The 24579-nt window shown below is 33.4% G+C and carries 16 protein-coding genes; 4 read left to right on the top strand and 12 right to left on the bottom strand.

Translation table 11 applies throughout. From position 1 onward, the window contains the following. Positions 1–57 precede the first annotated feature (57 nt). The 3 genes from DOS84_RS01405 to DOS84_RS01395 all read right to left on the bottom strand — a co-directional run bounded on the left by DOS84_RS01405 (position 58) and on the right by DOS84_RS01395 (position 2217). Positions 58–477 carry a SufE family protein gene (locus tag DOS84_RS01405; protein WP_111408318.1) on the bottom strand — a complete coding sequence of 140 codons (420 nt, stop codon included), beginning with the start codon at positions 475–477 and terminating at the stop codon, positions 58–60. Then, a complete protein-coding gene (locus DOS84_RS01400) occupies positions 474–905 on the bottom strand; it encodes a hypothetical protein (RefSeq protein WP_111408317.1) in 432 nt (143 codons plus the stop codon). The genes DOS84_RS01405 and DOS84_RS01400 overlap by 4 nt, the downstream gene beginning before the upstream one ends. 97 nt (positions 906–1002) lie before the next feature. Beyond that, the gene (locus tag DOS84_RS01395) at positions 1003–2217 is read right to left on the bottom strand and encodes an aminotransferase class V-fold PLP-dependent enzyme (RefSeq protein ID WP_111408316.1); all 1215 of its coding nucleotides are present in this window, start codon (positions 2215–2217) and stop codon (positions 1003–1005) included. 379 nt (positions 2218–2596) lie between these two features. On the opposite strand from DOS84_RS01395, the gene DOS84_RS01390 reads away from it, so the two are divergent. Further along, positions 2597–3925, top strand: a complete 1329-nt coding sequence (locus DOS84_RS01390; protein WP_111408315.1) for a serine hydrolase domain-containing protein — start codon at positions 2597–2599, stop codon at positions 3923–3925. Positions 3926–4034: 109 nt separating this feature from the next. Here DOS84_RS01390 and sufD read toward each other — a convergent pair whose 3' ends face one another. From sufD to DOS84_RS01365, 5 genes are all read right to left on the bottom strand, one after another. Beyond that, positions 4035–5351, bottom strand: a complete 1317-nt coding sequence (sufD, locus tag DOS84_RS01385) for a Fe-S cluster assembly protein SufD (RefSeq protein WP_111408314.1) — start codon at positions 5349–5351, stop codon at positions 4035–4037. A gap of 1 nt (position 5352) precedes the next feature. Continuing rightward, a complete protein-coding gene (sufC, locus tag DOS84_RS01380) occupies positions 5353–6099 on the bottom strand; it encodes a Fe-S cluster assembly ATPase SufC (protein ID WP_111408313.1) in 747 nt (248 codons plus the stop codon). A gap of 37 nt (positions 6100–6136) precedes the next feature. Further along, positions 6137–6625 (bottom strand): flavodoxin family protein, encoded by a 489-nt coding sequence (locus DOS84_RS01375; RefSeq protein WP_111408312.1) that lies wholly within the window; start codon positions 6623–6625, stop codon positions 6137–6139. A 7-nt stretch (positions 6626–6632) separates the two neighbouring features. Continuing rightward, positions 6633–8081 carry a Fe-S cluster assembly protein SufB gene (sufB, locus tag DOS84_RS01370; RefSeq protein WP_111408311.1) on the bottom strand — a complete coding sequence of 483 codons (1449 nt, stop codon included), beginning with the start codon at positions 8079–8081 and terminating at the stop codon, positions 6633–6635. An 80-nt stretch (positions 8082–8161) separates the two neighbouring features. After that, positions 8162–8491 carry a HesB/IscA family protein gene (locus tag DOS84_RS01365; RefSeq protein WP_077374886.1) on the bottom strand — a complete coding sequence of 110 codons (330 nt, stop codon included), beginning with the start codon at positions 8489–8491 and terminating at the stop codon, positions 8162–8164. Between the two features lie 263 nt (positions 8492–8754). Here DOS84_RS01365 and DOS84_RS01360 point away from each other — a divergent pair, with 263 nt between their 5' ends. Continuing rightward, on the top strand, positions 8755–9615 hold the full coding sequence (locus tag DOS84_RS01360; protein ID WP_111408310.1) for an MBL fold metallo-hydrolase: 861 nt from the start codon (positions 8755–8757) through the stop codon (positions 9613–9615). Positions 9616–9677: 62 nt separating this feature from the next. Here DOS84_RS01360 and DOS84_RS01355 read toward each other — a convergent pair whose 3' ends face one another. From DOS84_RS01355 to DOS84_RS01345, 3 genes are all read right to left on the bottom strand, one after another. Continuing rightward, positions 9678–10982: an NCS2 family permease gene (locus DOS84_RS01355; protein WP_111408309.1), complete on the bottom strand. Its 1305-nt coding sequence runs from the start codon at positions 10980–10982 to the stop codon at positions 9678–9680. A 128-nt stretch (positions 10983–11110) separates the two neighbouring features. Then, positions 11111–15580, bottom strand: coding sequence for a T9SS type A sorting domain-containing protein (locus DOS84_RS01350; protein WP_111408308.1), 4470 nt, complete (start codon positions 15578–15580; stop codon positions 11111–11113). Positions 15581–15921: 341 nt separating this feature from the next. Further along, positions 15922–19305 (bottom strand): T9SS type A sorting domain-containing protein, encoded by a 3384-nt coding sequence (locus DOS84_RS01345; protein ID WP_111408307.1) that lies wholly within the window; start codon positions 19303–19305, stop codon positions 15922–15924. Between the two features lie 212 nt (positions 19306–19517). Here DOS84_RS01345 and DOS84_RS01340 point away from each other — a divergent pair, with 212 nt between their 5' ends. Together DOS84_RS01340 and DOS84_RS01335 are read left to right on the top strand one after the other, a co-directional pair. Continuing rightward, positions 19518–21113 carry a S8 family peptidase gene (locus tag DOS84_RS01340; RefSeq protein WP_111408306.1) on the top strand — a complete coding sequence of 532 codons (1596 nt, stop codon included), beginning with the start codon at positions 19518–19520 and terminating at the stop codon, positions 21111–21113. 62 nt (positions 21114–21175) lie between these two features. Continuing rightward, positions 21176–23050 (top strand): M1 family metallopeptidase, encoded by a 1875-nt coding sequence (locus DOS84_RS01335; protein ID WP_111408305.1) that lies wholly within the window; start codon positions 21176–21178, stop codon positions 23048–23050. A 261-nt stretch (positions 23051–23311) separates the two neighbouring features. Here DOS84_RS01335 and DOS84_RS01330 read toward each other — a convergent pair whose 3' ends face one another. After that, positions 23312–24520: a DUF418 domain-containing protein gene (locus DOS84_RS01330; protein ID WP_111408304.1), complete on the bottom strand. Its 1209-nt coding sequence runs from the start codon at positions 24518–24520 to the stop codon at positions 23312–23314. Positions 24521–24579: the final 59 nt, after the last annotated feature.

Below are 24579 nucleotides of genomic sequence, written 5' to 3'. Positions count from 1 at the left end.
CTAATTCTTTTTTACTACTTATATGCCCTTACATTACTTATATGGTTAAAAAAGTGATTATTTTTTTGCATCAAATGCCAAAGCATACATTTTAATATTTTTTATCATCGAAACCAAACCATTGGCCCTTGTTGGCGAAAGATGTTCTTTCAAACCGATTTCATCAATAAAATCCGTATCTGCGTTTAATATATCAATTGCTTTTTGGTTTGAAAAAGCGCGGATTAAAATAGCGATTATTCCTTTGGTCAAAATAGCGTCACTGTCGGCCGTAAAAACAATTTTATCATCGTTTTGTTCACCTTGCAACCATACTTTGGATTGACATCCTTTGATTAAGTTATTGTCAGTTTTGAATTCTTCCTTAATTAAAGGAAGATTTTTGCCTAGGTCAATAATATATTCATAACGTTGCATCCAGTCGTCAAACATGGAGAATTCATCTATAATTTCGTTTTGTATTTCTTTTATTGTCATTCTACTTTTTTTGAAAAGGATAGTATTGTGTTTACTAAGTTCTTTATTTTTTCAGGAGGATATCCATTATCGAAAGTCTGGCTTTCATAGGTTTTTCCTTTATATGTTATTTTCAAATTGGCCATAGCCGCACCATCGTAAAAACGTTTTTCGGTAGGTGCTTTCAAACTTGGTATTTCGTCCAAATTCACTTTTTGAAATTCACTTATTAAAGTATTCAATTGGTCATCCGTGAGAGAGTTTGAAACGGGTTTTCCGTCCCTTGTTTTGGTAACAGACACCGTTTTATTTTCTATAACGATGTTATTATACAATCCTCTGGAATTGGCTGTGTACTCAATCTTTGCGGTGCTTAAATCCATATTAATTTGGCTTTGGCAGTTTTTCCCAAGAATTAACGTCAAAAACAAGAGTGTTACAATTTTCATATATAGATAATATTTGTTTTTTATTTGAATATGGTATCTCCAGATCTTCATTGGTGTTTGCGACAACTACCGTTATGGCGATTTCATATTTTTTATTTTAAGACAGCATCATTTTAGCTTTTTTTACCGCATCAATCATTATGTCAATTTCTTCTTTAGTATTGTAAAAAGAAAATGAAGCTCGGATCGTTCCAGGAATACCAAAGAAATTCATTATCGGTTGTGCACAATGGTGACCAGTTCTTACTGCGATTCCTAATTTGTCAATTATTGTTCCAATATCATAAGGGTGAATACCATCTATATTAAAGGAGACTACCGAAGTTTTTGCTTCAGAAGTACCAAAAATTCGCACACCTTCAATTTCCAATAATTGTTTTGTGGCGTGATCCAATAATTCCAGTTCTTGTTTTTGAATGTTTTCAAAACCAATTTCATTCATATAATCGATGGCAGTACCTAAAACAATTCCACCAGCAATATTGGGTGTTCCCGCTTCAAATTTATGCGGTAAATCAGCATAGGTGGTTTTCTCAAAAGTGACTTCTTTGATCATTTCACCACCACCTTGATACGGAGGTAATTTATTCAACCAAGCTTCTTTTCCGTATAGAATTCCTGTCCCTGTTGGACCACACATTTTATGTCCCGAAAAAGCATAGAAATCACAATCCAAAGCCTGAACATCGGGTTTTAAATGTGGTACCGCTTGTGCACCATCAATTAAAATGGCAGCTCCAACCTCATGCGCTTTGTCAATCATGTATTTGATTGGATTGATAGTTCCCAACGCATTCGAAATATGGTTTACCGTTACGATTTTGGTTTTTGTCGAAAGCAGCTTATCGTATTCACTTATTATCAATTCTCCATTTTCATTCATCGGAATGACTTTGAGTGTGGCTCCTGTTTTTTCACACAACATTTGCCAAGGCACAATATTACTGTGGTGTTCCAATGCTGAAACCAATACTTCATCGCCTGGCTTTAGAATGGAAGCAAATCCATTTGCTACTAAGTTGATGCCAAAAGTGGTACCCGAAGTAAAAAGTACTTCGTGAGGAAATTTAGCATTGATATGATTTTGCACTTTTGCACGAGAAACTTCATAGGCATCTGTCGCCAATTGGCTCAATGTATGAACTCCTCTATGAATATTGGCATTGATTTCTTGATAATAGTTTGAAATTGCATCAATAACCACTTGCGGTTTTTGTGAAGTGGCTCCGTTATCGAAATATACTAAAGGCTTTCCGTTTACTTTTTGTGATAGAATAGGAAAGTCGGCTCTTATTTTCTGAATATCTAACATTTCTTTATTTAGAATTTTTCTAAATACAAAAGTAATACAATTGATTTAGTTTTCTAAGCAACAATAGTTAATAATTATAAAAATAGTACAAAATGGAAATGGAATTTAATTGTTTTAGTGCGAAGCTAAATTGCATTATTATTTTTTTTCTTTTTTTGGATAATAGCAAAAAGACGTAATGTTAGTCTTTAGTCCCGGTTGAAGATGAAACCCTTTTCCGTCGGGGTTCGGCACAAAAGGTTGTAACAAAAAGCAGGACGATGCAGACAAAAAAGCCAAATGTTTCTGCTTCAAAAGAATAACGTAAATCAGGCTGCTAGTATTTATTTTTTCACTAAATTGGTGAATTATCTTTCATTATGGGAAAATATTTTAAAATTTGCGCTCTTCTGTTTTTTTGTTTTTGGGTTATTTTGGTTTTACCAACTATCCTAAGCTAGAATTGATATCTGGATTTTCTGCAAAAAACGTAGCTTCGGGCCATTTTATTGACAATCGTTCGCAAGAGATTATTGAAAAAAGTGACAATGATTTTGATGTAATTGGTTGGGCTACCAATGAAATAAATGAATCTGGGAATTTTGCAGCAGCATCAGTTTTTGGTTTAAAAATGCGAAAAGCAATTTACAGGGAAGGTTTGGGTGCGACATTAATCGATGATGCTTTTGATGTTGCGAAACCGTATGAAATTCCGAAAAGAACTAAATCAAATAATAAACTTCCTTTTCCTTATGGAGATTTAGTACCCAAAGACACGGTTTTTGAAAATGTGAATTATACCAAATTGAATCAAGTTGTTGCCAATGCATTTGATGCCAAAGGAAATAATTATAAAAGAACACGCTCAGTTTTGGTTATTTATAAAGATAAAATCATTGCGGAGAAATATGCTGATGGTTTTACAAAAAATAGCGTCATTCTCGGTTGGTCTATGACCAAGAGTATAACGGGGACGCTTTTTGGAATACTTGAAAAGCAAGGTCGATTTGACATCTACAAACCTGCTCCCATTGCCGAATGGCAAAATGACAATCGAAAATATATTACGACCAATGATTTATTACATATGAATTCGGGTTTGGAATGGGACGAGTATTATGACAGAATCTGTGATGCGACAAAGATGCTTTTCCAAGCCGAAGACATGACTCGGTCGCAATTGCTAAAGCCAGCCATTTTTAAACCCAATGCGCATTGGAATTACTCTTCCGGCACGACTAATTTACTATCCGGAATTTTGCGGAAGCAGTTCAAGACACACCAAGAATACTTGGATTTTTGGTATTCTGCATTGATTGATAAAATTGGAATGCATTCAATGCTTGTAGAAACAGATATGGCGGGGAATTATGTAGGATCGTCTTATGGTTGGGCAACTACTCGTGATTGGTCCAAATTGGGTTTGTTGTATTTACATAAAGGTAATTGGAACGGAGAACAATTATTTGATCCCAGTTGGGCAAAGTATGTTTCGACTCCCACAGATACTTCACACGGAAGATATGGAGCACAATTTTGGCTCAATGCAGGAAACCATTTCCCAAATGTTCCCAGAGATTTGTATTATTGCAGTGGTTTTCAAGGCCAAATGGTAGCTATCATTCCGTCGATGGATATGGTAATTGTAAGAATGGGTTTGACAGAAGAACATGAATTTGATTTTAATGGATTGTTGAGTGGAATTGTGTGGAGTGTGAGAAAAAATTAGCACAAGAAGGCAAAGGAAAAACCTCAAAGAGCGCAGAGTATAAAATTTATACTTTGCGCTCTTTGCGTAAATTTCTGCTCCCGATAGTTATCGGGATTGCGGTTAAAAACTATAAATCAAACCCAATTTTAACGCCCAATTTATTAGCGATAATGGTTGTGATTCGTTGTTTCAATTCCGGTATTTTGATATTTTCGATAACGGCATTCGAGAATGCGTACATCAATAATGCTTTGGCTTCTTTCTTAGGAATTCCGCGTTGTTGCATGTAGAACATGGCCGTTTCGTCCAATTGTCCGATGGTACAACCATGAGAACATTTTACGTCATCGGCAAAAATTTCCAATTGTGGCTTAGCATTAATGGTTGCTTTGTCGCTCAAAAGAATGTTATTGCTTTTTTGGAAAGCATTTGTTTTTTGAGCTTCTCTTTCAACATATACTTTTCCGTTGAAAACTCCGGTAGAGCGGTCGGTGAAAATCCCTTTGTAATCTTGGAAACTTTCACAATTTGGTGTTGCGTGATTCACCAACGTATAATGATCGACATGTTGACTTTCGCCAATAATCGTGATTCCGTTTAAAGTGCTGGTCAATCTTTCTCCAAAATGGTAGAAATTCAAATTGTTTCTGGTCAAATTTCCTCCAAAAGAGAAAGTGTGAACTGAAACGTGACTTTCCTGTTTTTGGGAAACATAAGTGTTGTCAATCAGATTAGCTTCCAGATTGTCATTTTGAATTTTGTAATAATCCACAATGGCTCTTTTTTGTGCAAAAATCTCGGTAACTGAATTGGTTAAAACTGGATTTTCGTTCAAACTTTGATGACGCTCTATGATTTGTACATGTGAGTTTTCCCCAACAATAACCAAGTTTCTTGGCTGAACCAAAATTGCGGTTTCGCTTCCTGTAGAGAAATACATTATCTCGATAGGCTTGTCTGCTACTTTGCTTTTTGGGATATTGATATAAGCTCCTTCATTGGCGAAAGCCGTATTCAAGGAAGTCAAACTTTCCTCTTTGCTGGCAATCTTGTTGAAGTAAGTATCAATAATCATTTTATATTTTGGCTTATTTAATGCCGAAGACATTAAGCAAACGTCAATACCATCATGGGTAGTTGAAGACAAATGCGAACTAAAAACACCATCTACAAAAACTACTTTGTAGGTGTCTATTTCGTGTAAAAAGTATTTTTTTACATCGCTATATTGGATGGCATTTTCTGTTTTTGGGAAAACGCTAAAGTCATTTTTGAGGATGGCGTTTAGCGATGTGTATTTCCAACTTTCTTCTTTTTTGGTTGGAAAACCTTTATTTTCGAAGTTTTTTATAGCTGCTGTTCGCACATCATGAAGTTCGGAATGAACATCGATGCGCTCTTCAAAAGCCATAAAAGACGATAGTAATTTTTCTTTTAATTCCATTTTAATTCTCTCCTTTAATCCAGTCGTATCCTTTTTCTTCTAGCTCGTGCGCTAATTCTGCTCCGCCTGATTTTACAATTTTTCCATTGTGAAGAACGTGAACAAAATCCGGAACGATATAATCCAATAATCTTTGGTAGTGAGTAATTACAATGACAGCATTTTTATCGCTTTTCAATTTATTTACACCATTGGCAACAATTCTTAACGCATCGATGTCAAGACCAGAATCAGTTTCGTCAAGGATAGCTAGTTTTGGGTCCAACATAGCCATTTGAAAAATTTCATTTCTTTTTTTCTCACCACCTGAGAAACCTTCATTAAGGGAACGAGAAAGAAACTTTCTGTCGATTTCCAATAATTCTGATTTTTCACGAATTACTTTTAGCATTTCGTTGGCAGGCATTTCTTCTTGACCGTTTGCTTTGCGAGTTTCGTTGATAGCCGTTCTCATAAAGTTGGTTACCGAAACTCCAGGAATTTCCACAGGATATTGGAAAGAAAGGAAAACACCTTTGTGTGCTCTTTCTTCTGGCGCAAGATCTGCAAGATCTTCACCGTCCAAAAAGATTTCCCCTTCGGTTACTTCGTAATTTTCGTTTCCGGCAATGATGGCCGAAAGTGTACTTTTACCAGCACCATTTGGCCCCATTATAGCATGAACTTCTCCTGCGTTTACTTGAAGGTTTATCCCTTTTAATATTTCTTTGTCTCCTATTGAAGCGTGTAAATTTTTTATACTTAACATTTGTTTTTTTTAATTTTAAAAGAATTCTGAATTCTCTTTATGACAAAATACTATTTATATGTTCTTGATCTTTTATTGTTTGGTAGGAAAAATGTTTTTCTCCTAAATATGTCATGCCTAAATAATCTGCTGATAGTCGAAAGGGTAAATAAAAATCATAATCTAATTTATCTTCATCAGAATTTGAAATCACAAACATCTTTTTACCTCTTAACATTCTTCCTGTTTCTTTTTCTATTCTGATTAAATCAGAGAATCTATCAAAAAACACTTTCATTATACCGCTCATTGTATACCAGTATACGGGAGTGGCAAAAATTAAAGTATCGTATTTTTCCAGTATCGATTTTATTAAAGGCAAAAAATCATCTGTTATATTCTGACTTTCATAATCATAATAAGAAATAGAATAATCTCTTAAATCAATAACGTCTGCATTTATTGGAAGAGAAATTTTATTGATTATTTTTGATGTATTTCCATTGCTTCTGGAAGATCCTACTATAATAACTTTCCTATTTTCCATTATGATATTATCCTACAGAACCTTCTAACGAAATTTCCAATAATTTTTGTGCTTCCACGGCAAACTCCATCGGCAATTTGTTCAAAACATCTTTGCTGAAACCGTTAACGATAAGTGCAATTGCTTTTTCGGTCGGAATTCCACGTTGGTTGCAATAGAAAACTTGGTCTTCCCCAATTTTACTTGTAGTAGCTTCGTGTTCTACTTTGGCTGTTGGATTTTTGCTTTCGATATAAGGGAAAGTATGTGCTCCACAATGATTTCCCATTAGCAGTGAATCACATTGCGAAAAGTTTCTGGCATTTTCTGCTCTAGCCCCAATTTGAACCAAACCTCTATAGCTGTTTTGTGATTTTCCAGCAGAGATACCTTTGGAAATAATGGTTGATTTGGTATTTTTCCCCAAATGAATCATTTTGGTTCCAGTATCGGCTTGTTGGTAATTATTGGTAACGGCAATGGAGTAGAATTCCCCAATTGAGTTGTCTCCTTTTAAGATCACTGAAGGATATTTCCAGGTAATTGCAGATCCTGTTTCTACCTGTGTCCAAGAGATTTTGGCGTTTTTCTCGCAGAATCCTCTTTTGGTCACAAAATTGAAAACACCACCTTTACCTTCTTTGTTTCCAGGGTACCAGTTTTGAACAGTTGAATATTTAATTTCGGCATCGTCCAAGGCGATCAATTCTACCACAGCGGCATGCAATTGATTCTCGTCACGTGTTGGAGCTGTACATCCTTCTAAGTAAGAAACATAGCTACCTTCATCAGCAACTAATAATGTTCTTTCGAATTGTCCAGTTCCTGCCTGATTAATTCTAAAATAAGTGGACAGTTCCATTGGACAACGAACGCCTTTTGGAATATAACAGAAAGATCCGTCTGAGAAAACAGCCGAATTCAGGGCAGCATAAAAGTTGTCCCTTTGAGGAACAACAGTACCAAGATATTTACGAACTAATTCAGGGTGTTCTTTGATGGCTTCAGAAATACTCATAAAGATAATTCCTTTTTCACCTAATGTTTTTTTGAATGTTGTAGCTACCGAAACCGAGTCAACTACAATATCCATTGCTACATTATTCATCTTTTTTTGCTCATCAATAGAGATTCCTAACTTTTTGTACATTTCTAAAAGTTCAGGGTCAACGTCGTCCAATGTTTTGTTTGGATCTGCTTTCTTTGGAGCTGAGTAATACGAAATGGCTTGAAAGTCTGGTTTTTGATATTTAACATTTGCCCATTCTGGCTCAATCATTTCTTCCCAAGCGCGAAAAGCCTCAATGCGCCAGTCGGTCATCCATTGGGGTTCTTCTTTCTTTTGAGAAATAGCTCGAACAATATCTTCATTTAAACCGATAGGAAAAGTTTCCGATTCTAATTCGGTATAAAATCCGTACTCATATTCTTTTGTTTCTAATTCGATTTTTAAATCGTCTTCGGTGTATTTTGACATATTTTTTGTCTTAAAAGTATTAAAGTCTAAAGGGATAAAGTCATTGCAAGTCTTTTTACTTTAAGACTTTGTCCTATTGACTAAAGTGAAAATGATTCCCCGCAACCGCAAGTTCTATTGGCATTTGGATTATTAAAAACGAAACCTTTTCCGTTTAATCCTCCAGAAAACTCCAATATAGTTCCTGCTAAATAAAGGAATGATTTTTTTTCGACAGCGATTGTGATGTCGTTGTCAACGAATATTTTGTCGTCTTCGCCTTTGGTTTTGTCGAATTTTAAATCATAAGACAAACCGGAGCATCCACCGCTTTTCACGCCCACTCTCACGTAGTCCACAGCGGCATCAAAACCATCATCTTTCATCAAATCGATGATTTTCTTTTTGGCAGTATCAGAAACTTGTATCATGTTTTGGTAATATTAGTTTTGTGTTTTGGACATAAATGGCTTAAAATGAATCTCTAGAAAGAGAACATAATTCTGTAAAGCTCTTTTATGCACTATCTTTATTTCGTCTAAATTAACTGCAAAGATACTATATAAAATGCTTTTTCCCATAAGTGATAACATTTATATAACTAATGCCAAAATAGAAATTTGTTATATATGGTAGAATTAAGCCATTGGATTTTGCTAAATTGCAGGTTCTTTTAAACTTTAAGACATAACCAATGAAACTTTATCCAATAGAAACAGGCAATTTTAAACTTGATGGAGGAGCCATGTTTGGTGTAGTGCCCAAAACCATTTGGAACAAAACCAATCCTGCCGACGAAAATAATCTGATAGACATTGCTGCGCGCTGTTTGTTGATTGAAGACGGAAACCGACTGATTTTGATTGACACCGGAATGGGAAACAAGCAATCGGACAAGTTTTTTGGATATTACTCGCTTTGGGGTACCCATTCTATGGACAAATCATTGGCGAAATACGGCTTTCATCGCGATGATATTACCGATGTTTTTATGACGCATTTGCATTTTGACCATTGTGGTGGGAGTGTACAATGGAATAAAGACAAAACGGGATATGAACCAGCTTTTAAAAACGCTAGATTTTGGAGCAACGAAAATCATTGGGAATGGGCTACAAAACCGAATCTAAGAGAAAAAGCCTCATTTTTATCTGAGAATATTTTGCCGATGCAAGAAAGCGGGCAGTTGCATTTTATTTTGAAACCCGTGGGCGATTTTGAAGTATCGAAGGAGTTGGGATTCGGAATTTTTTATGTCGATGGCCATACCGAAAAGCAAATGATTCCGCATATTCAGTATCAGGATAAAACTATTGTCTTTTGTGCCGATTTATTACCGACAGCCGGACATTTACCGTTGCCGTATGTAATGGGATATGATACCAGGCCTTTGTTGACCTTACCCGAGAAATCTAAATTCTTGAACGCCGCCGCCGATAATAACTATTATTTGTTTTTGGAACACGATGCTCATAATGAAATTATAACCGTTGAACATACCGAGAAAGGAGTGCGCTTGAAAGAAGTTTTTAAATGTTCAGATATTATAGAATAAGAATAAAGGATCTGGAAAAAACCCATTTTCAAATCGATTTGAAAATGGGTTTTTATTTGTTATCACATTTGTGCAACCACAATACTTAGGATTGAAAAGATACCAACACCCCACATCATTGGAGTTACTTCTTTCGTGTTTCTGGTAAATAAGGCGAGGATAATATAGCAGGCAAAACCATAGGCTATTCCGTTGCTGATACTATAGGTTAAGGGCATCATAATCATAGTCAAGAATGCAGGAACCGCAATGTGTAAATCATTAAAATTGATTCTCGATAAGTGTTTGGACATATAAATTCCAACGAGGACCAAAGCTGGAGCGGTTGCATAAGCTGGAACGATTCCTATAATAGGAGAAATAAATAAGGCCAAAAAGAAAAACAGAGCAACAAATACGGAACTTAAACCCGTTTTTGCTCCATTGGCAATTCCTGTTGCTGATTCTATGAACACCACCGTATTACTTGTGCCCAAAATACCGCTGCACATAGTTGCAATACCATCAGCTTCTAATACTTTTTTGAGATGAGGCATTTTACCATTTTTGCCAACCAGATTTGCTTCATATGAACAGGCTATTGCAGTTCCAATAGAATCAAACAGGCTTACAAAAAGAAAAGAGAAGATGGCTGAGGCAAAACTTAATTTTAAAACCCCCAAAATATTTAATTGCCCAAAGATAGGAGCGATGGATGGTGGTAACGAAAAAACGTGGGTGGGTAAATGTACATTGGGATCAAATCCAATTCCCAAGCTAGTTCCTATCAGGATTCCAATTAAGATGGCTCCTTTTACTTTGTAAATTTCTAAAATTACAGTTATTAACAAAGTGATCAAACCTATAATTACAGCTGGAGTAAATTTGCCCAATGTGACTAAAGTTTCAGGATGAGCAACTATAAGTCCTAATTGTTTGAATCCAATAAATGCGATAAAAAAACCGACACCACATCCCATAGCCACTTGTAATGAGGGAGGAATTGCTTCTACAATTTTATGTCGAACACCAAAAAAAGATATAATAGTAAAAAATACTCCCGAAAGAAAAACAACACCCAAAGCATCTTGCCAGGAGACACCTTGACCAAGAACCAAGGTAAAGGCAAACATAGCATTTAGTCCCATACCGGGGGCCATTGCAAAAGGGACTTTGGCCCAAATTCCAACTAATAAAGTTCCAAAAATTGCAGCAATGCAAGTAACCGAAATCAAGGCTTCCTTTGGCATACCCGTCATCGACAGTATGTTTGGGTTAACAAAAATGATGTAAGCCATAGACAAGAAAGTAACCAAACCACCTGAAAGTTCCTGTTTTATTGAAGTTCCACGTTCTTTTATTTTGAAATAGTTTTGTATTTTGCCCATTTGGTTTTCGATTTATTGCTGCGGAAACTGATAATTTTTTTCGAAGTACTCAAATTTACGATAAAAAATAAAACCCCCATTTTCAATGAATGAAAAATAGGGGTTATTGGTTGTTATAAATTATTAGATTATTCTACCATGATTTTTTTGGCGGTATTGGCTCCTTCACTCTCTAAATAGATATAGTAAACTCCACTTGGTAATCCCTCAAAATGCATCATATTGTCATTAGCTCCAGAAGTAAATGTTGTTGTTTTTACTAATTTTCCCAAAGCATCATAAACGGTTGCTTTTTGAAGGACAATATTGTCAATATGTAATTCTCCTTTGGTTGGATTTGGGAAAATGGCAACTTTATCAAAAACAGAATCTTCAATTCCCAAAGTACAAGTTTCGGAATAGATAGTGGTTGTTTCTTTAATTTTAGACCAATTTGTATTTGAATAAGCAACGCTATCTACTTTTACACAACCCAAAGAAGTAAGTCCTAAGAAACTTGTCCCTTGTGTGTTAGCCGTGTTTTTGGATGTTTGTGATTCCACAATAAGGTTTTGATTGTTTCCGTTTTTCAAATTTATATATACAAGCGGATTACCTGTAACATATAGTATTTGAAGATTAGTATTTTTCGAAAGATCTAAAGATGTAAGTTGGTTGTTGTTGCAATCTAAAATGGTTAGTGCTGTAAAAACTTCAAGTCCTGTTAAATCTTTAATATTACTGTTCGAAAGGTCTAACGAAGTAATTGAGTTTATGTTCGCAACGGTAATTTTGCCATTTAAACCATCAGTGTCAATTCCTAAATCAATTAATTTTTGTTCAAAATTTGAATCTGGAATAAAAGTATAAACGTTACAATCTTCATTATAACTTGCAGCAATATCTTTTCTATCTGTCCAATTCGTATTAGAATATATTACATTATCTACCTGAATGCAGGTAAGTTTTGGATTGTCTATAAATGAAATAATATTAAAATGTGAATTATAACCATTCTTTAAATTCAAATAGGTTAACTGATTTGAATTACAAGAAAAATTCCATAAATTCTTATGGTTACTGACATCTAATGCGGTTATTTGATTAGAAGAGCAATCCAAATAGATTAATTTCGTTTGGTTACTTATATCCAATGCAGTTAATTGATTTGAAAAACAATACAGAGCCTGTAATTCTGTGTTTGCTCTTATATCTAATGCGGTTAATTGATTTGAATCACAGGACAATGACCATAATGCTGTGTTTTGGCTTATATCTAGTGTAGTTAATTGATTTGAGGAACAACCCAATAGAGTTAATTTTTTTTGATTACTAATATCCAATGTTGTTAATTGATTAGAAGTAAAAACCAAGCTTTTCAATTCGGCATGAGGTCTTACGTCTAATGTTGTTAATTGATTAGAAGAGCAATTTAAGTTATTTAATATTTTGTTTGTACCAATATCTAAAACACTTATTTGATTAAAGGAACAATCCAAAGATGTTAACATCTTCTGATTGTTTATATCTAATGCCGTTAATTGATTTGAAAAACATTGCAGAACCATTAATTCTGTGTTTTTACTTACATCTAATTTCGTTAATTGATTTGACCAACATTGTAGCGTTGTTAATGCTTTATTCTCACTAATATCTAATGCTGTTAATTGATTTGACCAACAATTCAAAATAGTCAAATCAGCAAAATCTTCAATTCCTATTAAACTTTTAATGCCACTTTCTGAAACGTCTAACGAAGTTAAAGTATTGATTTTAGATGTATCAACTTTTCCGTTTATACCATCTGTATCAATTCCTAAATCTATTAGTTTTTGTTCAAAAGCAGAATCTGGGATTACAGTATAATAATCACAATAAACGTTATAATAAGATGTAACGTCTTTAAATCCAGTCCAATTATTATCTGAATATATTTTATCATCTACCTGTATACAACTTAGATTTGGATTATTGTCAAGGTGCATATTAAAAGTATGCAGAATAGTGTTGTTTCCGTTTTTTAAATTTAAGCTTACCAATTGATTTGAAGAGCAATTCAAGTCAGTCAAAAGAGTGTTGTTACTAACATCTAATTTGGTTAATTGATTAGAAGCACAAAATAATTGAGTCAAAGCTTTTTGTTTAGAAACGTTAATAAGTTTTAATTGATTTCCAGAGAAATCTAAAAGATCTAAAGCGGTATTGTTGCTTACATTTAAGGTAGTCAGTAGATTGTTTTCACAAGTTAATGCTAACAATTTATCACTCTTAGCCGTGTATAATTCTGTTAAACGATTATTACTACCGTCGAATATTTGCAATTCATAGTTATTGCTGAGATCTAAACTTGTTATTAAATTATTTGTGCATGTTAAAAAAGTTAAAGCAGTGTTTTTGCTTAGATCTAAAGACGTTAATTGATTTCCATTGCATTCCAAAGTTTTCAAAGCTGAGAAACCATCAATTCCATTTAAACTTGAAATAGTAGCATTGGATACATTTAAGGAAGTCAATTTATCAATTTTTGAAGTTAGGACTTTACCGTCTGCAACTCCCGAGTCAATACCAAGTGCAATTAATTTTTTTTCAAAATTGACATCGGTTATAAGTGTATAAGCATTACAGTTAGTAGAATAACTTGCCGTGGTGTCTTTTCTACCAGCCCAATTGGTATTGGAATAAGTTGCATCATCCACCTGAATACAAGTTAGGGTTGGGTTGTTCATAAAATCCACATCGATAAGTAGAGTGTTTGCTCCGTTTTTAATATTTAAATCGGTTAGATTAGTATTATAGCATGAAAAAGTGGTCAGTTCCTTGTTTTTTGAAAGATCTAAAGTTGCAAGTTGTTCATTATTTCCACAGTATAATTCCTTAAGGGCTGTGTTTTTAGAAAGATCAAGAGTTGAAACATTAATATTTTCACACAATAAAGAACTTAATTTGACATTCTTAGAAACGTCAAAGCTACTGAATTGACTTTCAGAACAACCTAAAGTCGTTAACTCTGTAAGCATAGAAACGTCTAAAGATGTCAGCTTGTTGTGATAACAATTTAAATAAAATATAGATAGATTATTGGAAATATCCAAAGATGTCAGTTGATTGAATCCACAGTCTAAAAATCGCAGAATTTTGTTTTCTGAAACATCTAAAGTTGTTAGTTGATTACCATTACAGCTAAACCAATCCAAATACAAATTATTAGTCACATCTAAAGTTGTTAGTTGATTTTTAACACATAATAATGATTTAAGAGCCAGTAAATTAGAAACATTAAGTGCTGTAATATGATTATAAATACAATCCAATGAAGTTAAATTTAAATTTGCAGATACATCTAAAGCTGTCAGATTATTATACCTGCAAATAAGTTCGTTTAATTTTTTGTTGTTTGAAACATTAAGTGTTGAAAGTTTATTATATCCACAATCCAATTTATTCAAAGAAGTAAAATTTTCTATTCCTGTTAAATTTGAAATATTACTATTGTTGACATCCAAAGTTGTAAGTGAATCTACATTTGTAGTCAACACTTTTCCATCAGCCACACCAGAATCTATGCCGAGAGATATTAATTTGTTTTCAAAATTGATATCGGGTATATAAGTGTATAGATTTGAAGTTGCGCAGTCAGTATTAAAATTTGCAGTATTGTCTTTAATTGAGCTCCAATTCGCATTAGAATAAATCGCATCATCAACTTGTATGCAGTTTAGATTGGGATTGCCAGTAAAGTTTATGTTGGAACTATTTAGAAGTGTGTTTTCACCGTTTTTTAAATTCAAATTCACTAATGAATTGCTATTACATTTAAAGTAGGTTAAAGCTGTGTTTTTTGAGATATCTAAATTGGTTATTTGATTGTTATAACAAGATAAAAAAGTCAAACTTGTATTTTTAGAAACATCCAAATTGGTTAGTTTATTAAAATAGCAATCCATTCCATCAAGAGCTATGTTTTGAGAAATATCCAAACTACTTATTTGATTTTTAGAACAAGATAGTCCAGTCAATGCTGTATTTTTAGAAACATCTAGACTTGTTAATTGATTGTCGTAACAATATAAAGTTTGTAATCCTACATTTTTAGATAAATCTAAGCTCGTTAATTGATTAGTAAAACAATCTAAGTAATTCAAAGCCACATTTTGGGAAACATCTAAGACAGACAACTGATTTTTATAACATTCCAAATGTGCTAGAGCCAAATTTGTAGAAACATCTAATTGTTTCAATGGGTTGTCACCTGTTTGTAAGTCTAACAAACTAGTGTTTTTAGAAACATCAAGATTTGCTATTTGATTTTTAGAGCAATATAATAGAGTTAGAGCAATATTTTTGGTAATATCTAAAGTCGTTAGTTTATTATTTTCACACATTAAAGATTTCAACCCCACAAAATCTTCAATTCCAGTTAATTCTATAATAGAGCAACTCGAAACATTCAAAGAAGTAAGAGATGAAATGCTAGAAGTCAATACTTTCCCATCGGTCATACCAGAGTCGATCCCAAGTGCAATTAATTTATTTTCAAAATTCACATCGGGTATTGTGGTGTATTGAGCATAAGATGATAAACTTGCAAAAAATAGTAAATAGAGTAGTTTTTGTTTCATATGTTCTGGTTTAGTTATAAAGTATCACAAGTATACAAAATATAATTTATTTTCTTACAGTTTTTTCTCCATATATCCTACTGATTTTAATTTTCTCACAAAATTTGTTTTCAAAAACATTTTATCCTAAAAAACCGTTAATGATTGATTAATATCTGATTTATTTTAGCTATTGTGGAAATTGATTAATAGGACTTGAAGATATCTATTATATGAATCGCTAGGATCTTAAAAAAGGATGAACAAAACCTAGGATAGAAATGCTATGTTCCAATAAAAATAAAACCCCCATTTTCAGATGAATGAAATATGGGGGTTGTTTGTTGTTATAATTTATTAGACTATTCTACTATAATTTTTTTAGCGGTATTGGCTCCTTCACTTTCTAAGTAGATATAATAGATTCCACTTGCGAATCCATCCAAATGCATCGTATTATCATTAGCTCCAGAAGTAAATGTAGTTGTTTTTACTAATTTCCCTAAAGCATCATAAACAGTTGCTTTTTCAAGAACAATATTATCGATGTGTAATTCTCCTTGGGTAGGATTTGGATAAATGGAAACTTTATCAAAAACAGAATCCTCTATCCCTAATTTGGAACAAGTTGATGAATAAGTTGCTGTAGGATCTTTTATATTTGCCCATTTTGCATTGGAATAGGTTACATTGTCAACCTGGATACAAGAAAGATTTGGGTTGTTTAAAAAGCTAGTGTACACAACTGTTTGAGATTTTTTATTAGTAGGTTGTGCTAACACAAAGTTTTCATTATTTCCATTTTGTAGATTTAATATTTTTAGTGGATTAAACTCAATATATAACGCTTTTAATTTTGGATTTTGCGAAACATCCAATGAAGTCAGCTGATTTCCAAAAGCGTTTAGAAGTATTAATTCTTTGTTTTCTGAAAGATTTAGGCTTGTTAATTCCATAAATTCACAGTGTAACTCTTCAAGTTTTTTGTTTGCCGATAAATCTAATGATACTGTTTTGTTAACACCACATTCTAAAAACACTAGATTGGGCTGATTTGTTAGGTTGATGTTCGTTAAGTTATTAGTACGGCAATGAAGCTCAGTAAGATTGTTATTGGTAAGATTTATTTCGGTTAGTTTATTATAATTAAAACCCAATCTCTTAAGATTTGTATTTTGAGATAAATCTATTGATGTTATTTGGTTTCTTGTAAAGTCAAGACTATGAATTTTGGTATTTTTAGATACATCTAAGCTAGTTAAATTGTTTTCTGCGACACCGATGTTTTCAAGCATTAGATTTTTGCTGAAATCAACAGTTGTGATTTTGTTACGCTCACAAAAAAAGTATATGAGTGCTGTAAAATCTTGTAATCCAGTTAAATCTGAAATGTTGCTATCAGCTACATCTAAAAAAGTAACTTGGTTAATACTGGCGGTTGCTACTTTTCCATTTTTTCCATCTTTATCTATTTCTAAAGCAATTAATTTGTCTTCAAAATTTGCATCTGGAATCATTGTATAAGGAGTACAATCCGTATTGAAATTAGCGGTAGAGTCTTTCATTAAATACAATCCTGTAGTGGCATAATCAACGTTGTCTACTTGAATACAGCTTAAAGAAGGATTGAGAATACAGGATGAATTAGGATTAGTTAATGAATAGTTATGTCCATTTTTTAGATTTAAAGTTGACAATGAGTTATCGTAACAAGCTATAAAATCTAAAGCAGGATTATTAGAAAGATCCAAGCTTGTTATTTTATTAACGGGACAAGCAAAATTTACTAAAGCAACATTTTTGGAAACATTAAGATTTGTCAATTGATTTGAACTACAATATAAATTTTGCAAAGCCACATTTTTTGAAACATTCAAAGAGGTTAACTGATTGTTAGAACATCTTAATTCAGTCAAATTTATATTATTAGAAACATCCAAGCTTGTTATTTGATTGTAAGTACAAGATAGTATCAACAATGCCGTATTTTTAGAAACATTCAGACTTGTTAATTGATTTGAAGAACATCTTAATTCGGTCAAATTTAAATTATTAGAAATATCCAGACTTTTTAATTGATTGGAATAACAATTTAAATATTTCAACGCAACAAAATCCTGAATTCCTGTCAAGTCTGCAATTGAGCTTGAAGAAACATCTAGAGAAGTCAATTTGTTAACGCTATTAGTCAACACTTTTCCATCAGCCACACCAGAATCGATGCCGAGAGATATTAATTTGTTTTCAAAATTGATATCGGGTATATAAGTGTATAGATTTGAAGCTGCGCAGTCAGTATTAAAATTTGCAGTATTGTCTTTAATTAAGCTCCAATTCGCATTAGAATAAATCGCATCATCAACTTGTATGCAGTTTAGATTGGGATTGCCAGTAAAATTGGAAAGATAAGTGGGGTCAAAGAAATTGACATTATTGCCATTTTTTAAATTCAAACTCAATAGTTTGTTTTTTGAACAATATAATATATTTAAAGCTATATTTTTAGAAACATCGAGACTTGTTAATTGATTTGCCTCACATTCTAATAATTTTAATTTAATATTTTGAGAAAAATCTAAGTTTGTTAATTTATTAAATTGACATGATAATCTTTCTAATTTAATATTTTTAGTGACATCTAGGTTTGTCAATTGATTTGTATAACAACCTAAATCACTTAGTTTAATATTTTTAGAGACATCTAAACTAGTTAATCGATTTGTAGAACACGAAAAGCCAGTCAAATCTATATTTTGTGAAACATCTAGGCTTGCTAGTAGATTGTTAGAACAATATAAAGTGGCCAATTTTAAATTTTTAGAAAGATCTAGGCTTATAAGTTGATTTTTGTCACAATCTAAATTAAGTAATTTCACATTTTTAGAAACATCTAGGTATGTAAGTTGATTTGTAGAACAATTTAAATCATCTAAATTAATATTATTAGAAACGTCTAGGCTTGTCAAATGATTATTATAACAGTATAACGAATTTAAATTTATATTCTTAGAAACATCTAGGTTTGTTAATTGATTGGTGTTACAAATAAGTTCCCAAAGATCTTCAAAGTCTTGAATACCAGTTAAATCCGAAATTGAACTAGACGAAACATCTAAAAGACCTACATTTTTAATATTGATCGTTGGTACTTCCCCATCTGTTGGACCAGAATCAATCCCAAGTGCAATTAATTTTTTCTCAAAATTCACATCAGGTATAAGGGTATATTGTTCTGTTCCTTGAATGTATACTTGCACATCGTCGATTAAAACATCAAATGCCGCATTATCAAAAGTAAATAAGGATATACTCAAATCATAATAGGTGTACTGGTCAGGTGTAAAGGTAGTTTCTTTTAGAATCCAATTGTTGTCTATTGCAAAAGCACTACTAGATAATGTTGTTGCACTTCCGTTTTGGCTTATGTTTAAAGAAATAGGATGATCACCACTATAATTTGCACTTAAATATTTATATTTAAATTTCACTGTATAAGTAACTCCAGCATCCATAAATACTTGAGCTGTAATTTTTGGTCTAAATGTATTATTTGCTATAGAGAGTTTTGCGCTTGTGCTTCCTTGCACACAGTCGCCTATAATTGGTGTAATAGTATTTTCAGTAGCCCAATTATAAAAAGGTTTATTATCGACCGAATCCTCAAATCCATTGTTTGGAACTAAATTGATTTGGGAAAACAAATTAAAAGTAAAAAAAGTAAATACAATAAGTAGTTTTATTTTCATAGATATGGCTTTAGATATAAGGCAACACAATGGTACGAAATATAATTTATTTTCTTACAATAATTTTTAAGAATATCCTACACCTTTTATTTTTTCTAACAAAATTCCTGTACAGAGGCATATTATCCTAAAAAACCGTTAATGATTGTGTAATATCTAATTTACTTCCACTATTTTTGAAATAAATTAGTAAAACTGGAAAACTTCTACACATGAAAAAAATAAATTTAACGTCATTGACATTACTTGCGGCTTTGTCTTTTTGTCTTTCGGCCAATGCGCAAACTGCCACCAACTATATTGGTAAAAAAGGAGAACTAAGTGAACCTGAATTGCAAAGATGGTCTCACCTGGATTTGGCCAAAGACAGTATTCCGGGAATGAGCGTGGATAAGGCTTATGCCGAATTACTTAAAGGAAAAAAAGGAGTCAAAGTGATTGTTGGAGTTGTTGATTCCGGTGTGGATATTGACCACGAAGATTTGAAAGCGATAATTTGGACCAATAAAAAAGAGATTGCCGGAAATGGAATAGATGACGATAAAAACGGTTATATCGATGATATTCATGGTTGGAATTTTCTAGGGAATGATTTGCATGAAACTTTAGAGATGACCCGTATTATAAAAAAGGGTGATGATGGTTCGGCAGCCTATAAAAGCGCATTGGCAGCTTATGATGAAAAATACGGCAAGGCAATGAAAGACAAAAAGCAGGTAGATTTCTTGATTGCTACTGATAAAGCGATTCAAAAGCATTTGAATAAAGAAAATTATACCATTGAAGATTTGAATGCAATTGTCACTACGGATGCCGATTTGACTAAAAGTAAGACAATCATGACTCGCATCTTGACCAATGCCGGGCCTACTTTCAGAGCCGAGATTGAAGACTACTCAAAATACGTTTACGGACAGCTTAACTATAATTTGAACAAAGAGTTAGATGGTAGAAAAGCGGTAGGTGACAATCCAGAAGACATTAAAGATACCAAATACGGTAATAACACTGTTTATGGTCCAGACAAAGAAGAAGCCCTTCATGGAACTCACGTTTCCGGAATTATTGCGCAAGTAAGAGGTAATAATATCGGTGGTGACGGAATTGCCAATAATGTAGAAATTATGGCCGTTAGAGCTGTTCCAGATGGAGATGAATATGACAAAGATATTGCATTGGCGATTCGTTATGCTGTAGATAATGGTGCTAAAGTAATTAATGGAAGTTTTGGAAAGAGTTATTCGCCACACAAACAATGGGTTTTTGATGCTATAAAATATGCCGAAAAGAAAGATGTTTTATTTGTACATGCAGCAGGAAATGACGGAAATAATATTGACTTGGACGAAAACATAAACTTTCCAAATGACTCAGAAGACAATAAAAAAGAATTCGCTTCTAATGTATTGACTGTTGGCGCTTTGAACAATAAGTATGGTGAAAATGTAATCGCTGATTTTTCAAATTATGGCGCAATCAACGTTGATGTTTATGCTCCTGGAACTGAAATTTATGCAACGGTTCCAAATAACAAATACAAATACGAACAAGGAACTTCTATGGCTTCACCAAATGCTGCTGGAGTGGCTGCTTTGATTCGTTCATATTATCCAAAATTATCTGCCAAACAAGTGAAACAAATCTTGATGGATTCTGGAACACCACTTCCTGCAATGGTTGCTTTGGGTGAAAGCCCAAATCCTAATGAAAAAACGGTACCAGTTTCATCGGCTCAATCATCAAAATCAGCAAAAATGGTAAATGCTTACAATGCATTATTGATGGCAGAAAAAATGTCTAAAAAATAATTTAACTACTATTAATCCAATGGAAGAGTTTTCGGCTCTTCCATTTTTTTATTTTAAATGCTATGCGCAAACTCTTTCTATTTGCTTTTTTTTCAGTAAGTCTTGGGAATTTATTCGCCCAAAATACAGGCTACTGGCAACAACAGGTTGATTACAAAATGGACGTCACTATGGATGTCAAAAACTATCAGTATAAAGGAAAACAAGAATTGGTTTATACCAATAATTCTTCAGATACCTTGAAGAAAGTGTACTATCATTTATATACAAACGCTTTTCAACCTGGAAGCGAAATGGATGCAAGACTACAATCTATCAAGGATCCAGATGGTCGTATGGTAACCAAAATAAAAGTGGATGGCAAAGACGTAAAAGAAAGCCGAATCAAAAACCTTAAGCCGAATGAGATTGGGTATTTGAAAATTTCCAATTTCAAGCAGGACGGTGTTACGGCTGTTGCCAAAGAAGTAGGAACAATTTTGGAAGTGACTTTGGCAAAACCAATTTTACCAAATTCAAAAACAACTTTCACTCTGGATTTTCATGGTCAAGTGCCTGTGCAAATTCGTCGCACAGGACGAAATAGTGTTGAAGGAATTGAATTGTCGATGGCACAATGGTATCCAAAAATGGCTGAGTTTGACTTTGAAGGTTGGCACGCTGATCCATATATCGCCAGAGAATTTCATGGCGTTTGGGGGAATTTTGATGTGAACATCACAATCGACAAAGATTATACTTTGGGAGCTTCCGGCTATTTACAAAACCCTAACGAAATAGGTCATGGTTACCAAGATGCAGGAGTTACTGTAGTTTATCCAAAAAAAGCAAAAACGTTGACTTGGCATTTTATAGCTCCAATGGTACATGATTTCACTTGGGCTGCCGATAAAAATTACCAACACGATATAGTAAAAGGGCCAAATAATGTCGATTTGCATTTCTTTTATAAAAACACACCTGCAGTTGTCGAAAACTGGAAAAAATTAGAACCTTTGATGGTAAAAGTGATGGATTATTACAACAAAACTGTTGGAAATTATCCATACAAGCAATACTCGTTTATACAAGGAGGAGATGGCGGAATGGAATATGCTATGTGTACTTTGATGTTGGGTAACGGAAAGCTGGAAGGACTTTTAGGAACTGCAACACATGAGATGGGACACTCTTGGTTTCAACATATTTTAGCTTCAAACGAATCTAAACACCCTTGGATGGACGAAGGTTTTACAACCTATATTGAAGATTCTGCTCTGAATGAATTAGCAGCCAAAAAAGAAGAAAACCCATTCAAAGGAAACTATGCTGCTTACTATAAATTAGTAGAATCAGGAAAAGAACAACCACTTTCCACACATGGAGATCGTTATGATGAAAACCGCTCTTATAGTATTGCATCTTATGTAAAAGGAAGTATATTTTTGTCTCAATTGGTTTATGTGATTGGTCAGGACAATTTGAACAAAACCTTGAAAAAATACTACCAAGATTTCAAATTCAAGCACCCAACACCAAACGATATCAAGAGAACTGCCGAGCGTGTTTCGGGAGCTAACTTAGATTGGTACTTGGTGGATTGGACCGAAACATTAAACACTATCGATTACGGAATCAAAGACGTCAAAGAAAACGCGGACAAAACAACAGTAACCTTAGAACGCATCGGTAGAATGCCAATGCCTATTGATTTATTGGTAGAATATACAGACGGTACTCAAGAGAGTTTCTACATCCCATTACGCATGATGAGTTTCGAAAAAGAAAACCCAAATCCCACCATTACAAGAACCGTTCTCAACGATTGGGCTTGGGCGTATCCTACTTTTGAGTTCAACATCTCAAAACCTAAGGCGACTATCAAGAAAATCACCATCGACCCAAGCGGTTTAATGGCTGATGTTAAACAAAGCAATAATGTTTACGAACTGAAATAATTTTTCGGAAGTAAACATAAAAGGCTCTTTTAAAATGTAACGTTTTAAAAGAGCCTTTTTTAGTTAATATTTTTAGGAGGTGCCCCCGTTGAGTAAAGGGGCTAACTTGTTGCATCGATTATAAAGCCCCTTTACTCAACGGGGTCGGGCTATCCGCGCTACTTCGGTAGCTTGCTTCTATCCCTCACCCAAATATAACAGCATTAGTATAAACTTAGAAAATTAGAATTTCAATGAGATTATGGGAGTCTTTGAATTGTCTTAAACCTCAATAACAACAGCTTCCACTTCTTTTGAGATCAATTCTGATTTGGTTTTCTTGAACGGAAATATTTTTCTGTAACTCAATACTCTCCATAGCCATTCCACAGGGCCATAATTGAATTTGGAAAGCCACCATTTGCTAATGAACAATTGAATAATGAATACCGAAATAGCCAATACGAAGTAGAACCAAAAAGGCATAGTATTGTATAATTTCAATCCAACGCCCGAGAAAATAAGAAAAGCCAGTAGGTTTTGAACGATGTAATTGGTCAAGGTCATTTTGCCCGAAAATCTAAAATAGACAAAAACGGTTTGTAGTTTATTATGATAATACAGCAAGCAAATTCCTGAAGCAATACAAATCATTGTAATTAATATTAACCAATAGCCAGGTCTGAAATAAGTTGGGAAAACCAGATCTATTGAAAAAACAATTTCAAAAATAGAAATGAGTAGAAGCGCAATTGCCAGACTGATGAAGAATGTCTTTTTTAAAGTTTTTTTCATTTCGGGCAGACGATTAAAGAAAGCTGTTTTTTGAGCATAAACCCCCAATAACATACAAGCAAACATCATTATGTGTACTGTTATTGCATAAGCCAGATTTAGCATTTGACCGTAATAAGTACCCAATAGGTTGTATTCAAACACATCAAACCAGTTGCCACAATGATACAATTGTAAGTATTTAAGATCCGAATATACATCAGGAACTACATATTTAAGGGTATTGACATAACCAGAAATTACAGGAATAGCTAGTAAAAGAAACAAACTCACCCTAAGAATTGTTTTTGCGGAACATTTATAAAACAATAATAAAATAAGACCCAGAAAAGCATAATCTTTCAAAATGTCACCCAGCCAAATAGCCGAATTAAGAAAAGCCAGCACAAAAAGAATCAACATTCGCCAAGCAAAAAAGCCAACAGGATTCTTGCCTTTGCTCTCTATATTTTGAATTAAAACAGCAAAACCATAACCAAATAAAACACTTAATAATGTCCAAGATTTGGCTGCAAAAACATATTGATGAATATTTCCAAGAATTGTCGTTACTATATTTTTAGAATTAGAAGGTAAGCCAATGAATTTATAATCGACATAATTACCAATGACAACACCAAGTAAAGCCCAGCCTCTCAGAATATCAACAATTGTGGTTCTTTTATAATCTTCAATCGGCTTGTAGGTGTTGTTCATGTTTTAAAATTAAGAAGTGGTTTAGTTTTGGTTTTTAAAAGCACCCAAATGTAGGAAAA

This window comes from Flavobacterium aquariorum (assembly GCF_003254745.1).
GTDB lineage: Bacteria > Bacteroidota > Bacteroidia > Flavobacteriales > Flavobacteriaceae > Flavobacterium > Flavobacterium aquariorum.
Note: the sequence above shows the minus strand (reverse complement) of the source record. Positions and strands in the feature narration are given on the sequence as shown.

Coding starts and splice junctions, on each gene's coding strand:
- DOS84_RS01395 (WP_111408316.1), bottom strand. CDS start 2,217: ATGTTAGATATTCAGAAAATAAGAGCCGACTTTCCTATTCTATCACAA.
- DOS84_RS01340 (WP_111408306.1), top strand. CDS start 19,518: ATGAAAAAAATAAATTTAACGTCATTGACATTACTTGCGGCTTTGTCT.
- DOS84_RS01345 (WP_111408307.1), bottom strand. CDS start 19,305: ATGAAAATAAAACTACTTATTGTATTTACTTTTTTTACTTTTAATTTG.
- DOS84_RS01350 (WP_111408308.1), bottom strand. CDS start 15,580: ATGAAACAAAAACTACTCTATTTACTATTTTTTGCAAGTTTATCATCT.
- DOS84_RS01355 (WP_111408309.1), bottom strand. CDS start 10,982: ATGGGCAAAATACAAAACTATTTCAAAATAAAAGAACGTGGAACTTCA.
- sufC (WP_111408313.1), bottom strand. CDS start 6,099: ATGTTAAGTATAAAAAATTTACACGCTTCAATAGGAGACAAAGAAATA.
- DOS84_RS01400 (WP_111408317.1), bottom strand. CDS start 905: ATGAAAATTGTAACACTCTTGTTTTTGACGTTAATTCTTGGGAAAAAC.
- DOS84_RS01330 (WP_111408304.1), bottom strand. CDS start 24,520: ATGAACAACACCTACAAGCCGATTGAAGATTATAAAAGAACCACAATT.
- DOS84_RS01335 (WP_111408305.1), top strand. CDS start 21,176: ATGCGCAAACTCTTTCTATTTGCTTTTTTTTCAGTAAGTCTTGGGAAT.
- DOS84_RS01360 (WP_111408310.1), top strand. CDS start 8,755: ATGAAACTTTATCCAATAGAAACAGGCAATTTTAAACTTGATGGAGGA.
- DOS84_RS01405 (WP_111408318.1), bottom strand. CDS start 477: ATGACAATAAAAGAAATACAAAACGAAATTATAGATGAATTCTCCATG.
- DOS84_RS01375 (WP_111408312.1), bottom strand. CDS start 6,625: ATGGAAAATAGGAAAGTTATTATAGTAGGATCTTCCAGAAGCAATGGA.
- sufD (WP_111408314.1), bottom strand. CDS start 5,351: ATGGAATTAAAAGAAAAATTACTATCGTCTTTTATGGCTTTTGAAGAG.
- DOS84_RS01365 (WP_077374886.1), bottom strand. CDS start 8,491: ATGATACAAGTTTCTGATACTGCCAAAAAGAAAATCATCGATTTGATG.
- sufB (WP_111408311.1), bottom strand. CDS start 8,081: ATGTCAAAATACACCGAAGACGATTTAAAAATCGAATTAGAAACAAAA.